At 74.6% G+C, this 14,063-nt stretch carries 12 protein-coding genes; 8 read left to right on the forward strand and 4 right to left on the reverse strand.

Annotated elements, in window-relative coordinates:
• Positions 1 to 242: 242 nt before the first annotated feature.
• Positions 243 to 1,019, forward strand: coding sequence for a hypothetical protein (locus ACIQCH_RS07500; RefSeq protein ID WP_402578944.1), 777 nt, complete (start codon positions 243 to 245; stop codon positions 1,017 to 1,019).
• A 368-nt stretch (positions 1,020 to 1,387) separates the two neighbouring features.
• Positions 1,388 to 2,878, forward strand: a complete 1,491-nt coding sequence (locus tag ACIQCH_RS07505; protein WP_402578946.1) for a cellulose binding domain-containing protein — start codon at positions 1,388 to 1,390, stop codon at positions 2,876 to 2,878.
• A gap of 173 nt (positions 2,879 to 3,051) precedes the next feature.
• Here the strand turns inward: ACIQCH_RS07505 and ACIQCH_RS07510 are convergent, their stop codons facing one another.
• The 3 genes from ACIQCH_RS07510 to ACIQCH_RS07520 form a co-directional block, all read right to left on the reverse strand.
• On the reverse strand, positions 3,052 to 4,356 hold the full coding sequence (locus tag ACIQCH_RS07510) for a serine hydrolase domain-containing protein (RefSeq protein WP_402578948.1): 1,305 nt from the start codon (positions 4,354 to 4,356) through the stop codon (positions 3,052 to 3,054).
• A gap of 168 nt (positions 4,357 to 4,524) precedes the next feature.
• Positions 4,525 to 5,412, reverse strand: a complete 888-nt coding sequence (locus tag ACIQCH_RS07515; RefSeq protein ID WP_402578950.1) for a serine protease — start codon at positions 5,410 to 5,412, stop codon at positions 4,525 to 4,527.
• 186 nt (positions 5,413 to 5,598) lie between these two features.
• The gene (locus ACIQCH_RS07520) at positions 5,599 to 6,489 is read right to left on the reverse strand and encodes a peptidoglycan recognition family protein (protein WP_402578952.1); all 891 of its coding nucleotides are present in this window, start codon (positions 6,487 to 6,489) and stop codon (positions 5,599 to 5,601) included.
• 353 nt (positions 6,490 to 6,842) lie between these two features.
• On the opposite strand from ACIQCH_RS07520, the gene ACIQCH_RS07525 reads away from it, so the two are divergent.
• From ACIQCH_RS07525 to ACIQCH_RS07540, 4 genes are all read left to right on the forward strand, one after another.
• Positions 6,843 to 8,456 carry an MFS transporter gene (locus ACIQCH_RS07525; protein ID WP_402578954.1) on the forward strand — a complete coding sequence of 538 codons (1,614 nt, stop codon included), beginning with the start codon at positions 6,843 to 6,845 and terminating at the stop codon, positions 8,454 to 8,456.
• A 338-nt stretch (positions 8,457 to 8,794) separates the two neighbouring features.
• Complete coding sequence (locus ACIQCH_RS07530) at positions 8,795 to 10,312, forward strand: NAD(P)/FAD-dependent oxidoreductase (RefSeq protein ID WP_402578956.1); 1,518 nt, start codon at positions 8,795 to 8,797, stop codon at positions 10,310 to 10,312.
• 357 nt (positions 10,313 to 10,669) lie between these two features.
• Entirely contained in the window at positions 10,670 to 10,909 is a 240-nt protein-coding gene (locus ACIQCH_RS07535; RefSeq protein ID WP_402578958.1) for a DUF6296 family protein, read from the forward strand.
• 56 nt (positions 10,910 to 10,965) lie between these two features.
• Positions 10,966 to 11,628: a nucleoside/nucleotide kinase family protein gene (locus ACIQCH_RS07540; RefSeq protein WP_402578960.1), complete on the forward strand. Its 663-nt coding sequence runs from the start codon at positions 10,966 to 10,968 to the stop codon at positions 11,626 to 11,628.
• A gap of 12 nt (positions 11,629 to 11,640) precedes the next feature.
• On the opposite strand, the gene ACIQCH_RS07545 is transcribed toward ACIQCH_RS07540, so the two are convergent.
• The gene (locus ACIQCH_RS07545) at positions 11,641 to 12,024 is read right to left on the reverse strand and encodes a VOC family protein (protein WP_402578962.1); all 384 of its coding nucleotides are present in this window, start codon (positions 12,022 to 12,024) and stop codon (positions 11,641 to 11,643) included.
• A 276-nt stretch (positions 12,025 to 12,300) separates the two neighbouring features.
• Between ACIQCH_RS07545 and ACIQCH_RS07550 the strand changes: the two genes are divergently transcribed.
• Entirely contained in the window at positions 12,301 to 13,500 is a 1,200-nt protein-coding gene (locus ACIQCH_RS07550) for an alpha/beta hydrolase family protein (protein ID WP_402578964.1), read from the forward strand.
• 188 nt (positions 13,501 to 13,688) lie between these two features.
• On the forward strand, positions 13,689 to 14,063 hold the full coding sequence (locus ACIQCH_RS07555) for a VOC family protein (protein WP_402578966.1): 375 nt from the start codon (positions 13,689 to 13,691) through the stop codon (positions 14,061 to 14,063).

The following is a 14,063-nucleotide window of genomic DNA, read 5'->3' on the forward strand; positions in this document are numbered from 1 at the left end:
TCGCCGCCCGCCCGGCCCTGCCGTGCACCCACCGAATGGCCGCGTGCCCGCAGGCCCCGCCCCCCACCCCCCCCGGGCCGGACCCGCGGCGATCGGGCGGGAGCGGCGGTGGGCGGCCGTCGGGGGGCGGCCGCCCACCGCGCAACCCCTCATTCGCCCCGGGCCGCGTGCCCCCGGCCCCTCGGGCCGGGCCCGCGGTCCGGCCACGCCGGAGTTCCATCCCGGAGAGGACAGCGACACCCATGCGCATCCGAAGAACCGTTTCCGCTCCGTCCGCCGCCTCCACGGGCCCCGTCCGCGGCGGGAGCGTCCTCCCGACGCCCGGACCGTCCCTGACCGTGGTCGTGGCGCTGTTCCTCGCCCTGATCCTCGGGGCCGGTCCCGCGCACGCCCACGGCGACACCCTGAAGATCACGCTCACCGGTCAGCGCCAGGGCCACGTGACCACCACCGTCACGTGGGAGAACGACGGCGACGCCCTCGACGAGGAGGTGGCCGCCACCGTGTTCGCCACCAGCCCCGACGGCTCGCGCACCGCGGGCCCCTGGAAGCTGGTCCGCGACGCGGGCACGCCCGCCGGCTGGACCACCGCCGAGACGCTGCCGCCCGGCACGTGGCAGGTCACGGTCGAGGCGGGATTCCCGGCCCTCGGCCGCGCGGCCGGTCGGGTCGACGTCCCGGTCGTCGACACGACCGCGGTGACCCGCCCTTCGGCGGGCGCGACCGCCGCCGCATCCGCCGGTGCTTCCGCGGGCACGTCGACCGGCGCCGCCGGCGGCCCGGGCGTGCCGCCCGCGACGGGCTCCGCGGCCTCGCCCGCCGCGTCCACGCCGCAGGTGCCCGCCACCGCGGCCCGCACCTCGCGGACCGGTGCCGACACGGACGCCGACGCCGAGGCCGACTCCGGCCGGGGCGCCGCCTGGTGGACCACCGCGGGGGTGGTCGTCGCCGCCCTGATCGGTGCCGCCGCGGGCGCCGCCTGGCGCCGGCGCCGGGGTGACCGGGCCGCCCGCGGCTGATTCCCGGCGCCGCTCGCACGCGGGCCCCGAACCCGGGGCCGCCCCGGGCACCCCACCACGTGCCAACCCGTCCCGCCCCTGCGGCCACGAGCCGTTCGGAGGCGGGACTGGCGTTTTCCGGGGGCGGACGACGGAGCCGAACGGGGCGCCCCTCCCGCACGGGGAAACGCACCCCCGCACGACGGGTCACGCACGCCGTGCGACGGCCAACGCACCCCGCGCGACCGGCGGTTAATCCGCCCCGATGCCCACCTTAAGCCAGCCTCAAGATCCCGGCCGGTGCAGCTGTACGACCGTTTTGCCGGATTCCGCGCCGCTAGCGTGCTGCTCCTGTCCCCACCACCGCACCGCAGCAGAGGCAGGCACTCATGGCTCCGAACTCACACCGCCGCAAGGCGAGCGGCAAGGCCAAGGCGGCCGGCGCCCTCGCGGTCGTGGCCGCCGTCGGCGGCACCGCGATCGTCCTCACGGGCACCGCGAACGCCGCCTCGGTCGGCGCGACCTTCACCCGGTCCAGCAGCTGGACCACCGGCTACACCGGCCAGTACGCCGTCACCAACAACGGCGACAAGCCGCTGAAGGACTGGACCCTGGAGTTCGACCTGCCCGCCGGCACCTCCCTGGCCTCCCTCTGGAACGGGGAGCAGACCGTCAGCGGCCGCCACGTCACCGTCCGGCCGCCCCGCTGGGACACGGCGGGACTGGCCCCCGGCGCCACCGCCACGGTCGGCTTCGTCACCTCGGCCGCGAGCGGCCCCGGCAACCCGACGGGGTGCCTCATCAACAAGGAGCGCTGCTCGGCCGATTCGGGCACCACCCCGCAGCCCACCGGCCGCCCGACCACCCGGCCCACCGCCAAGCCCACCCCGACGGCGACCACGCGCCCCACCGGCAAGCCGACGGCCACCGCCAAGCCCACCGCCACCCCGCGGCCCACCTCCACCTCGACCGTGCCGCCCGGCGGCGGCACGAACGCCGCCTTCGCGCCGTACGTGGACACCTCCCTCTACCCGGCCTTCGACCTGGTCGGCACCGCGGCGGCGACCGGCGTCAAGGAGTTCAACCTCGCCTTCGTCACCTCCGGCGGCGGCTGCAACCCGCTGTGGGGCGGCGTCAGCGCCCTCGGCGACGACCGCGTGGCCTCCCAGATACCGGCCCTGCGCGCCAAGGGCGGCGACGTGCGCGTCTCGTTCGGCGGCGCGGCCGGCTCCGAACTGGCCCTGGCCTGCTCCTCCGCCGCGGACGTCGCCGCCGCGTACGGCAAGGTCGTCGACACCTACCGCCTCACCAAGGCCGACTTCGACATCGAGGGCGCCGCGCTCCCGGACACCGCGGCCAACACCCGGCGCGCCCAGGCCATCGCCCAGCTCCAGCGCAAGCACCCCGGCCTCAAGGTCTCCTTCACCCTGCCGGTCATGCCCGAGGGGCTGACCCAGCCGGGCATCGACCTGCTGGCGAACGCCAAGCGCAACGGCGTGGACATCGACGCCGTCAACATCATGGCGATGGACTACGGCCCGGCGTACAGCGGGGACATGGGCGGCTACGCGATCCAGGCCGCCACGGCCACCCAGGCCCAGATCAAGGGTGTGCTGGGGCTGTCGGACGCGGCGGCGTGGAAGACGGTCGCGGTGACCCCGATGATCGGCGTGAACGACGTCGCGAGCGAGGTCTTCACGGTCGAGGACGCCACCCAGCTGGCGAAGTTCGCCCGCTCCAGGGGCCTGGGCTGGCTCGCGATGTGGTCCGGCGCCCGCGACAAGCAGTGCCCGGGCGGCGCCAAGAACTCGGCCGACCCGACCTGTTCGTCGATCCTCCAGTCGCCGCTGGCCTTCACGAAGGCCTTCGCCGCCCGCTGACCCGCACTCCGGGGAGGACGACGCGACCCCCCACGCGTCCCGCCCCGGTCCCCGGCGCCACCCGGCGCCCCACCCCGCGCCCGTACCGCCCGTCCCCCCTCCGGGCGGTCCGGGCGCGGGGCGTTGCACCGCCCCCGGCCGGGGGCCGAGGGCGGTGGGGGGAGCGGGTCGGGCTATCGGGGGCCCGGCGACTTCGGCGTGGTCGGGCTGGCCGAGGCGCTGGCGGCGTTGCCGGCCGGGAGGAAGTAGACGTGGTCCGGCGTCACGACCTGCGTGATCGCCTGGCCGAAGAGCGTGCTCGGCTCCTGGACGCCGTCCACCAGGATGTCGGTGTTGAGGAGCACCACCAGCGTGGCGTCCGCCTCCGGCAGGTACATCGAGAGGGCCTCGTAGCCGGGCAGCGAGCCGTTGTGCCCGATCCAGCCCTGGACGTTGAAGATGCCCAGTCCGTAGCCCGCGCCGGGGATGGTCGTGGGCGGGAAGGTGAGCCGCTGCTTCTGCGTCTCCTTGCTGATCAGGCGGTTGCCGTTGGGCAGGACGCCCGTGGCCATCACCTTGGCCCAGGTGTGCAGGTCGTCGAGGGTGGAGATCATCGCGCCGGCCGCCCAGCCCCAGGAGGGGTTCCAGTCGGTCGAGTCCTCGACCTGGCCGCTCAGGGTCTGGTTCGTGTAGCCCTGCGGGTGCGGCGAGGGGAAGGCGGCGTCGGTCGGGAAGATGGTGCGGTTCATGCCCGCCGGGTCGGTGACGTCGTCCTTGATGACGTCCTGCAGCGGCCGGCCGGTGAGCTTCTCGACCACCAGGCCCAGCAGGATGAGGTTGGTGTTGCTGTAGAAGAACTCCTTGTTCGGCGGGGACATGACCGGGTGCTTCCAGGCGTAGTCCAGGAGCTCCTGCGGGGTGAACGGGCGGTCAGGGTTCGTGAAGAAGGCCTGCTGGAAGCCCGGGTCGAACGAGTAGCTGTAGAGGCCGCTGCGCATGCCCGCGAGGTCCCGGATCGTGATCTTCTCCAGGTCGGCCATGGTGGTCTTGGAGCCGGCCGGCAGGTCCGTGTAGTACTTCGAGATCGGGTCGTCGAGCGAGATCTTGCCCTGGTCCACCAGCTCCAGCAGCGCGGTGACGGTGAAGGTCTTCGTCAGGCTGCCGATGCGCGAGTAGAAGTCGGTCGACATCGGCTCAGGGGTCGCCGCCGGGGCCGCTCCCGGTGTCCGGCCCGAGGGGGGCGGGACGTTGGAGAAGCCGAAGGTCTTGACGTAGCTGCCCTTGCCGGGGGCCCAGAGGCCCACGATCGCACCGGGCACCTTGGTCGTGCGCATCGTCTCCCGCAGGACCCGGTCGAGCTTGCGCGCGACCTCCGGGGTGAGCTGGGGGAATCCGGTGTCGTCGGCGTTCTGGGAAGCCGATGTCGAAGGGGACGGGGTATCCGCCGCGTACGCCGCCTGCGCCGACAGGGGCGCGATCAGCAGGCCGGTTGTCGCCAAGGCCGCCAAGGTGCGGCGCGATCGCCTGTTCCAGCAGCTCACGGCGGTCCTCCTCCCGCAGGGGTCAGAAATCCACCCACCAGCGTAGGCATGCCGGAGCCGGGGTCGCGCGCCGAGTGCGTGGCGGCCGGGGATCCCGCGGGCCCCGGCCGCCACGCGCTCAGGGCACTACGGGCGCGGGAGCGTGCAGCCCGGGCGGGTCAGGTCGATCTGGCTGCCCGCGCCGATGCAGGGCACGATGATGTACGTCTGCTGGGCGTAGTTGATGCCCTGACGCACCGTCACCACGCCGTTCTCGTCCACCTCGCACGGGTTGTTGACCGTGCACCGCTGGCCGTCCTCGTTGCCCGTGTTGTTGACGGCCACCACCTTGCCGGTGGCGGTGTCGACGACGGGGGAGCCGGACGTGCCGCCGATGGTGTTGCAGGCGGAGGTGTAGCGCAGCGAGTCCTTCCAGGTCCAGTCGCCCTCCTTCAGGCGGTAGACGAACCCGTCGGCGTTGCAGCTGTAGATGCGCTTCCAGTAGCCCGAGACCACCTTGATGGCGGTGCCCTGCACGGGGTGCGCGTCGTTGAGGGTGAGGGCGCCGATCCCGTACTGGCTCTGGATCTGGGCGTACGTCTTGGTCAGCTGGTAGATCGAGATGTCCGTGTCGGTCATCGTGCCGTACGAGATCTTGTTGGCGCGCAGCGTCGCGACCCGGGTGCCGGCCGAGTTGAGCAGGCCGAACGACCGGCTGGACGAACGGTTCACGACGACCTGACCGGCGCCGGGCATGCCGGTCTCCAGGCAGTGGCCGTTGGAGAGCACGAGCGCGGGGTCGGAGGCCAGCGAGTTCGGGGTGCGGACCAGCGAGCCGGAGCAGTTGCTGAGCGAGACGGTGCCCGCGAAGTCGACCGCGCGCACGGCCGCGGCCTTGGTGGCGGTGGCGGTGGCGGTCGTGGCCGTCCGCCCGGCCTGCGGGGCCTGGTCCCGGGGTACGGAGGCCATGGCCGGGGCGCCGGCCGCTCCCACGAGGAGCAGGGAGAGCAGCGCGCTGGCGAGAGGCTTGTTCATGTGGGGGTTCCCCTCTGATGGCGGTGCAACCGAAGATCCTTCGATTGTCATGCGCATTGTTGGGGTGTACGCGTCAAGTCACAAGGGGGCCGGGGGGTTGACGCGAGCGGTCCACTTGGTGTGCCAACAGCCGCGCCGACAGCGGCTGTTGGCGATCGCGCCGGCCCCGTGCGGGGCGGGCCTCCCCTACGGGGCGGGGTGCGGTGCGAGCCCGCTCAGGGGCCGGATGAACTGCCGGGTCAGCTCCCGCTCGACGGCCTCCGTCGGCGGGTACTCGGGTCGCCCGATCCAGGGGGTCAGCTCGGGCCATGCCAGTTGGACCAGCGGTTCGCCCAGGGGCTGGCCGAGCGCGTCGGCGACGTCCTGCCGGAGCTTCGGCAGCATCGCGTACAGCTTGTCGCCGGGGCAGTCGGTGCTGTTGAAGTCCCGGTGGCCGTAGATCTCGGACGGGGCGATGCCGTACTGCGAGCAGATGTAGGCGCACAGCTCGGTCAGGGTCCGGTACTGCGCGGCCGGGGGCGAGACCGTCATGTACGTGCCCTCGTTCTCGATGCCGATGGCCGTGCTGTTCTGTCCCACGCAGTGGGCCGCCCGCACCTGCCGCTCCCCGTCCTCCAGTTCGCCCAGGCTGCGGTGCCGCCCCTCGGTGACGAACGCCCCCCGGCTGATCGTGAAGTGCTGGCCGGTGTCGATCCAGCCCTGGGTGTCCATGTGGTAGTTCTGGATCGCGCGGGAGAGGGCGAACGCGCGCTCCTTGGAGTAGTCGGTCACGTTCGACGTCGAGGTGTGGTGGACGACGATCCGCTGCGGGGGAGCGGACAGGATCGTGACCGGCTCGGCCGACTCGCGCGCTCCCCAGGCCTCGCAGTCGTGGATCTCCGGCGGGGCGCCGGGCACCCACCCGCCCGCCGGTGGCGCCGCGGCGCGCCCGGCCTCCCGTACGCCGCTCCGTACGCCCGCGTCGCCGGGCGGCGCGGCCGCCAGGGCCGCCGGAGCGGCGGTGACCGCCACCCCGAACCCCAGCGCACCGGTGAGCAGCCTGCGCCTGCTGACCTGCGGTTGACCGTACGACCCCATGGGTGAGCCTCCTCGGACGTCGGGGCGTATGAGGCGCTCATTGGACGGTCGGGCCGGCCGCCCGGCGTGACGCCACTCCGCTGCGCGGGCCAGAGCAACCGCTTCGTACCAGCGCGTTTCCCGCCATCGGCGGTCCCGGGACCGCCCGAGTGGGGTGGGTGTGCGGGGTCGTTCCCCAGGGAAGGTCAAGGAACCTTCAAGCCCTGAACCATTTACTTGACTAAGTGAACTAACCTCGCCTACCTTCGTGAAGTACTTAAAGCGATGAAACATATCTGTCGTGAAGCAAGTAGCCGGAAGACCGCGGGCCCGCCCCGCGCCCCGGCACCGCAATCGAGAAGGTCATGCCTCCCATGAGTCACCCCGCCCCCTCGGCCGCCGCCGCAACGGCCGCCACCGACCGCGGCGCCACCGCCGCGCAGACCGGCACCGCCGGGCGCCGCAACGAGACGGTCATCGTCTTCGCGCTGAGCCTCGCCGCCATGGTCGTCTCGATGATGCAGACCCTGCCGGTGCCGATCCTCGGTCTGATCCGCGCCGACCTGGGCACGACGACGGCCAACGTCAGCTGGGTGACCACCGCCACCCTCCTGTCGGCCGCCGTGTTCACCCCGCTCCTCGGCCGCTTCGGCGACCAGCACGGCAAGAAGCCCACCCTCGTCGGCGTCCTCGGCGTGATGGTCCTCGGCTCGGTGCTCGCCGCCGTCGCGAACTCCCTCCCGCTCCTCCTCGTGGGCCGCGTGCTCCAGGGCGCCGCCACCGCGATCTTCCCGCTCGCCCTCTCGGTGCTGCGCGAGGAGGTCCGCCCGCAGAAGCTCCCCGGCGCCATGGCGCTGGTCAGCGGCACCCTCGCGTTCGGCAGCGGCCTGGCGCTGGTCGCCACCGGCCTGCTCACCTCCGGCTCCGACGCCGACTACCGCAACGCCTTCTGGATGGCCACCGGCTTCGCCGTGCTCGCGCTGCTCGCCGTCCTGTTCCTCGTTCCGGCCACCCGCACCAAGACCGGCGGCCGCACCGACGTCCTCGGCGCCCTGACCCTCGGCCTCACGCTGCTGCTGCTCCTGCTCGGCATCTCCCAGGGCCACGAGTGGGGCTGGTCCTCCGGCCGCACCCTCGGCAGCTTCGCCGGCGCCGTCGTCATGGCCGGCCTGTGGGTGTTCACCGAGCTCAAGGTCCGCGAGCCGCTCGTCGACATGCGCATGTTCGTCCACCGCCCGGTGCTCATGGCCAACCTGGCCGGCATCCTCGTCGGCTTCGGCATGTTCGCGAACTTCCTCGGCATCTCCTACCTCGTCCAGATGCCCGAGGCCCTCACCGGCTACGGCTTCGACGCCTCGATCCTGCGCGCCTCGGTCGAGTTCCTGCTCCCCGGCGCGATCGTCTCGCTGCTCGCCTCGCCCATCGGCGGCCAGCTGGTCCGCCACCGCGGCCCGCGCGCCGCGCTCGGCCTGGCCGCCGCCCTCGGCGCCGCCGGCTTCGCCTGGCTCGCCCTGGACCACGGCCACACCTTCTCGGTGATCGGCGCCGGCGTGATCACCGGTGCGGCCGTGAGCTTCGGCTACGCCGCCATGCCCGCGGTGATCATGTCGAGCGTCCCGCCCCACCAGAGCGGCATCGCCAACGGGATCAACTCCATCTCCCGCTCCACCGGCAGCGCGATCGGCAGCGCCGTGGTCACCACGATCCTGGCCTCCAAGACGATCGAGCACCTGCCCGCGGGCGTGCCCCCGCTGCCCCAGGAGTCCGGCTTCACCCTGACCTTCGTCGTCGCCGCCGTGGCCTTCGGCCTGGTCGCCGTCATCGGCGGGGTGGGCCTGCGCGCCCGCCACGCGGCCACCGCGACCGTCGCCGGCGCCCCGGCCGCCACGAGCGGGCCGGCCCCCGCCGGGGCCGCGGACGCCGAGACCACCGCCGACGCGGAGCCGACCGCCGAGCCGGAGACCGCCGGCGCCGCCAAGTCCGCCTGACCCCCGGCCGGCCGGGGCGAACCGCCCGGCCGACCACGACACCGCCCGCCCCGCACCACGGGGGCGGGCGGTGTCGTCGTACGGACCGGTGGCGGGTCGGCTGCCCGGCGCGGGCGGCCGACGCCCGGGTGGCCGGCGTCGCGGCCGGGGTCCCGGTGGCCGGCGTCGCGCTGGCCGGCGTCCGTCACACGGCGGCAGCCGCCGGCCCGACCCGTGGCCGGTGCCCCCGCCCGTTCCCCCGTCCGCCCCCGGAGCGCCCCCGGTCCGCCTCCGGGCGCCCTGCGTGCTCCGGCGTGCGCACTGGCAGGCCGTTCGCGGCGGACTGGAGACTCGCCGCCATGACCACGATCAACGCCATGAACGGCGGCGGAGGCACGGAGCCCGCGCCCGGGCCCGTCCCTAGCGCCGGGCAGCAGCCTGCGGCCGGTGCCGGCGCCGCCGACCGGGCCGCCGACCACGCCGTCGTGCTCGGCGCGGGCATGGCCGGCCTGCTGGCCGCCCGCGTGCTCGCGGAGCGCTTCCCGCACGTCACCCTGGTCGAGCGCGACCCCCTCGACGGCGAGGCACCCGGCTTCCGCCCCGGCGTCCCGCAGTCCCGCCACTGCCACGTCCTGTGGTCCCGCGGCATCCACCTGCTCGAGTCGCTGCTGCCCGGCATCCGAGCGGAGCTCGAGGCGGCCGGCGCCCGGGAACTCCAGACCCCGCGCGACTTCCTGTGGCTGAGCCCCGCCGACTGGTTCGCACCGGTCCCCGGCGCGACCGTGCTCAGCGGCAGCCGCGAACTGCTCGACTGGACCGTGCGCCGCGCCGTCCTGCGGGACGGCCGGGTCCGGCTGCTGGCCGGAGCCGAGGCCACCGGCCTGCTCGCCACCCCGGACGGCCGCGCCGTACGGGGGGTGACGCTGCGCGCCCGCCGCGGCGCCCCGGACGTGCCGGCCGAGCTGCGCGCCCACTTCGTGGCCGACGCCAGCGGCCGCACCTCGCGCGCGCCCGACTGGCTCGCCGCCCTGGGCCACCCCGCCCCCGCGGTCACCCGCTACGACTCGCACCTCGCCTACTCCAGCCGGTGCTACGAAGGCCTGTCCGAGACCGGCCGCGGCTGGCAGGGCATGTACATCCAGGGCCGGCCGGACACCCCGCGCGGCGGAGTGCTGCTGCCGCTGGAGGGCGGGCGCTGGATGGCCACCCTCATCGGCAACGGCCGGCACGCCCCGCCGACGGCCGACGGCGCGTTCCTGGACTACGCCCGGAGCCTGCGCAGCGCCGCCCTGTACGAGGCGCTGCGCGAGGCGAAGCCCCTGTCCTCGGCCACCGCCTTCCGCGCCACCGCCAACGAGTGGCGCCACTACGAGCGGCTCGACCGGCAGCCCGACGGGTTCGTCGTCCTCGGCGACGCCGCCTGCCGCTTCAACCCCGTCTACGGCCACGGCATGACCGTGGCCGCCACCGCCGCCGAGGCCCTCGGCGCCGCCCTGCGCGGGCTCCCCGTACGGGAGGTCCCGGCCGCCGCCGGGCGGATCCAGCGCGCGATCGCGGCCACGGCGGAGGTGCCGTGGCAGATCGCCACGAGCGAGGACCTGCGCTATCCGGAGACGGAGGGGCCGCCGCCGGACCGCGCCACCAAGGTCATGCAGCGCTACATGGCGCGCGTGACGGCCGGCGCCAACCGCGACCCCGAGATCGCCGGCCGGTTCTTCGGGGTCCTGTCGCTGACCGCCCCGCCGCAGACCCTGCTCAGCCCGGCCACGGTGGTGCGGGTGCTGGCGAACTGGCGGCTGCCGACGGCTCCGGCGACCCCCGACTACCCGCCCCACCACCGGCCGCCCGCCCCGCGCCCACCGGCACCGGTCGACTGAGCCGGCCCGACCGGTCGACCGGGCCGGCCCGACCGTGCCACCGGGCCGCACCGACCGGTTGACCGCGCCGCCCCGACCGACCGTCCCACCGGGCCGCCCCGACCGGTCGACCGGGTCGGCCCGCGCCGGTCGACCGGCCCCCCGCCGCACGGTCGTCCGCCCGCCTGCCGGACCCGCCCCGTACGCCGTGCTCACCCGGACGGCGGACGGGCGCGGTCCGCGCGCCCCCGCCGACAGGCGCCCAGGTCACCCGGTCGGGCTCGGCCGCACCGGGACGGGCGGCCGGGCACCGGGGAGCCGCCGCGTGTGGCGGCCCCGGCACCGGCGGCGCACGATCGTCTGGACGGGAGGCAGCGGATGACGGTGCAGCGGTACGAACTGATCTTTCCTGACGGGGACGACGCGGGCGAGGACATCGTGGTCGTCACCCGGACCGAGCTCAAGGGCCCGGGCGGCCACCCGGTCTACCAGGACCCCACCGGCATCGTGCGCGCCGAGATCGCCGTCATCGGCGACCGCCCGGAGGTGCGCATGCTGGCGTCGGGCGGCCACCAGAGCCCGGCGGCGGGCGTCCAGGCCCGCCCCCTCCCCGACTGACCGGCCCCGACCACGGGTACCGGACGAGCTGACCGCCGGTACCGGATGATGGGGGCATGGACATACCAGACCTGGTGGCCCGGGCCCGCGCACTGGCGACCGCGGGGGGCCGTCGCGTCCTCGGCATCGTGGGCCCGCCGGGCGCCGGCAAGTCCACGCTGGCCGCCCGCCTCGCCGGGGCACTGGGCCCCGGGCTGGCCGTGGTCGTGCCCATGGACGGCTTCCACCTCGCCCGGGCGGAGCTGGTCCGGCTCGGCCGCGCCGACCGCAAGGGCGCGCCCGACACGTTCGACGCCGCCGGGTACGCGGCCCTGCTGCGCCGCCTGCGCGAGCCCGCCGCACCGCCGTACCCGTCGGACTCCGCCGTACCCGCGTGCGCGCCGGACTCCGCCGCACCGGTGTACGCGCCGGCCTTCGACCGTGCGCTGGAGGAGCCCGTCGCCGGGAGCATCGCCGTCGGCCCGGACGTACCGCTGGTGATCACCGAGGGGAACTACCTGCTGTACGGGGCGGGGGAGTGGCGGCACGTCCGCCCCCTGCTCGACGAGACCTGGTACCTGGCCCCCGACGACTGCGTCCGGGTCGAGCGACTGGTGGCCCGGCACGTCCGGCACGGCCGCAGCCCGGACGAGGCCGCGGCGTGGGTCTCCCGTTCCGACGAGGCCAACGCCCGCCTGATCGCCGCGACCCGCCGCCACGCGGACCTCGTGGTGCGCTGACCGGGCGGTCCGCTACTCGGCGTCCTCCGGGTACCAGCGCAGCTCGACCGTGTTGCCGTCCGGGTCGCGCACGTAGATCGACTGCGCGCTGCCCCGGGCACCGTAGCGCGGCACCGGGCCCTCCAGCACGGTGAAGGCCCCCGAGTCGATGACCTCCTGCCAGTCCAGCGGGTCCACCGTGAGGCAGATGTGGTCCACGTTGGACTCGCCGCGCGGCCGGCTGAACAGGTCGATGATCGTGGCCCCGTTGACCCGCACCGACGGGAACGGGACCTTCCCCGCCCGCCACTCCTCGACCCGGACCCCCTCCAGGCCGAGCGGCCCGGTGTAGAACTCCAGCGACTTCTCCACGTCCTGCACGTTCAGCACCAGGTGGTCGAACGCCTTGACCCGCATGCTCCCCATCCCCCGTCGTCTCGTGTTCCTCGCACGTCGCGAACGTTCGCGGTGCGAAATGATCTGATCAGGTGTCGGCGGAATCGGTCAAGGGTGCGGATCGCGGGGGGACCCGGTGCGGCCGGGGCGCCGGCGCGACCGCGGCGGGCGGTCGGGGTGCGACCGTGAACACCCCGTCTCAGACCGGAAGATGATCTGGTGTCAGCACAGCGGACGAGGCGGTGTCCCCCTCGACGACGATGCCCCCGCCGTCGTCCTCCGCCTAGCGTCCCCGTCATGCAGAAGATCCGACGTACCGTCCTGGTCACCGCGACCGCGCTGGCCCTGCTGCTCCCCGCCGCCGGTGCCGTCCCGGCCCTCGCCGCGGACGCCCCCGTCACCGGGGCGGCAGTCACCGCGGCCGCCGTCCGCACCGCGGCCCCGGACGGCGCTCCCTACACCGCCGCCGCCCGACTGCCCCGCCCCACCGGCCCGTTCGCCGTCGGCCGCGACGTAGTCGAACTGACCGACCGGCACCGGACCGACCCCTGGGTGCCGGCCGCCGGTCCGCGCCGGCTGATGGTGTCGATGTACTACCCGGCCCGTCCCGGCACCGGCAGTCCGGCCGCGTACATGACCGAGGCCGAGGCCCGGTCGATGCTCGAGGGCAAGGCACCCGGCTCCACCACCCCGCCCAGCCGGATCAGCGGCATCCGGACCTGGTCGCGCACCGCGGCCCGGCCCCTCCACGGACGCTTCCCGCTGGTGGTGCTCTCGCCCGGGTTCACCCTGCCCCGGGCCACCCTGACCGGCCTCGCCGAGGACCTGACCAGCCGCGGCTACGTCGTCGCGCTGGTCGACCACACCTACGAGAACACCGGCACCACCTTCCCCGACGGCACGACGCTGCCCTGTGCGATCTGCGAGGAGGGCCCCGGCCGCACCCCGGACGTCGTCGCCCGCAGCCGCGCCAAGGACGTCCGCTTCGTCCTCGACCGGCTGACGGGCCGCCGCGCGGACTGGAAGCGTGCCGACCTGATCGACCGGAGCCGCATCGGTATGGCGGGCCACTCCCTCGGCGGGACCGCGGCGGCCGCGAGCATGGCCACCGACCGACGGATCCGGGCCGGCGTGAACATGGACGGCGGCTTCTTCGTCCCGGTCCCGCGCGACGGGCTGGACGGCCGCCCGTTCCTGCTCTTCGGTCAGCAGGACTCGGCCGAGGACGCGTCCTGGAAGCGGGCCTGGTCGCGCCTGGACGGTTGGAAGCGCTGGCTGACGGTGACCGGCGCCAACCACCTCACGTTCACCGACGGGCCGCTCCTGGCCGACCTGGCCGGCATCCCGTTCCCGGACGACATCGGCCCGCAGCGCTCGGAGCGGCTCACCCGCACCTACGTGGCCGCCTTCTTCGACCGGCACCTGAAGGGGATCGCCCGGCCGGTGCTGGACGGCCCCTCGACGTCCTTCCCCGAGGTCCACGTCCGCCGGCCCTGAGAACCGGTCCGAGACCCGGTCCCGCGCGGGCCGTCCCGTCACACCGTCGCCGCGCCGGGCATGCGTGCCCGCCGCGGCGACGGCACGATGGACCACGGCAGCGTACGACCACCGCCGCGCGCGGGGTGTACGACCACCACCGGGCGTGCCGCGACCGTGCGGGCCCCAGGAACCGGAGGCGATCGGCCATGCTGGGAGACAGTCCTGCCTTCAGCGGCTACTCGGTCGGCAGCATCGAGAGCGTGAAGGGCTTCTACAGCGACACCCTGGGCCTGCGGGTGACCGAGGAGAACGGGATGCTTTTCCTCGAGCTCGCCGGGGGCAACCGGGTGCTGCTCTACCCGAAGGACAACCACGAGCCTGCGACGTTCACCGTGCTGAACTTCCCGGTGCCCGACGTCGACCGGGCCGTGGCCGACCTCGGTGCGAAGGGGGTCGCCTTCGAACGGTACGAGGGGTTCGCCCAGGACGACCACGGCATCGTCCGCGAGGAGGGCGGCCCCGCCATCGCCTGGTTCAAGGACCCGGCCGGCAACGTCCTCTCGGTGCTCCAGGAGGCCTGA

Origin of the sequence: Streptomyces sp. NPDC093225 (genome assembly GCF_044753805.1) — a bacterium.
Taxonomy (GTDB): Bacteria; Actinomycetota; Actinomycetes; order Streptomycetales; family Streptomycetaceae; genus Streptomyces.

Coding starts and splice junctions, on each gene's coding strand:
- ACIQCH_RS07500 (WP_402578944.1), top strand. CDS start 243: ATGCGCATCCGAAGAACCGTTTCCGCTCCGTCCGCCGCCTCCACGGGC.
- ACIQCH_RS07505 (WP_402578946.1), top strand. CDS start 1,388: ATGGCTCCGAACTCACACCGCCGCAAGGCGAGCGGCAAGGCCAAGGCG.
- ACIQCH_RS07515 (WP_402578950.1), bottom strand. CDS start 5,412: ATGAACAAGCCTCTCGCCAGCGCGCTGCTCTCCCTGCTCCTCGTGGGA.
- ACIQCH_RS07520 (WP_402578952.1), bottom strand. CDS start 6,489: ATGGGGTCGTACGGTCAACCGCAGGTCAGCAGGCGCAGGCTGCTCACC.
- ACIQCH_RS07525 (WP_402578954.1), top strand. CDS start 6,843: ATGAGTCACCCCGCCCCCTCGGCCGCCGCCGCAACGGCCGCCACCGAC.
- ACIQCH_RS07530 (WP_402578956.1), top strand. CDS start 8,795: ATGACCACGATCAACGCCATGAACGGCGGCGGAGGCACGGAGCCCGCG.
- ACIQCH_RS07535 (WP_402578958.1), top strand. CDS start 10,670: ATGACGGTGCAGCGGTACGAACTGATCTTTCCTGACGGGGACGACGCG.
- ACIQCH_RS07540 (WP_402578960.1), top strand. CDS start 10,966: ATGGACATACCAGACCTGGTGGCCCGGGCCCGCGCACTGGCGACCGCG.
- ACIQCH_RS07545 (WP_402578962.1), bottom strand. CDS start 12,024: ATGCGGGTCAAGGCGTTCGACCACCTGGTGCTGAACGTGCAGGACGTG.
- ACIQCH_RS07550 (WP_402578964.1), top strand. CDS start 12,301: ATGCAGAAGATCCGACGTACCGTCCTGGTCACCGCGACCGCGCTGGCC.
- ACIQCH_RS07555 (WP_402578966.1), top strand. CDS start 13,689: ATGCTGGGAGACAGTCCTGCCTTCAGCGGCTACTCGGTCGGCAGCATC.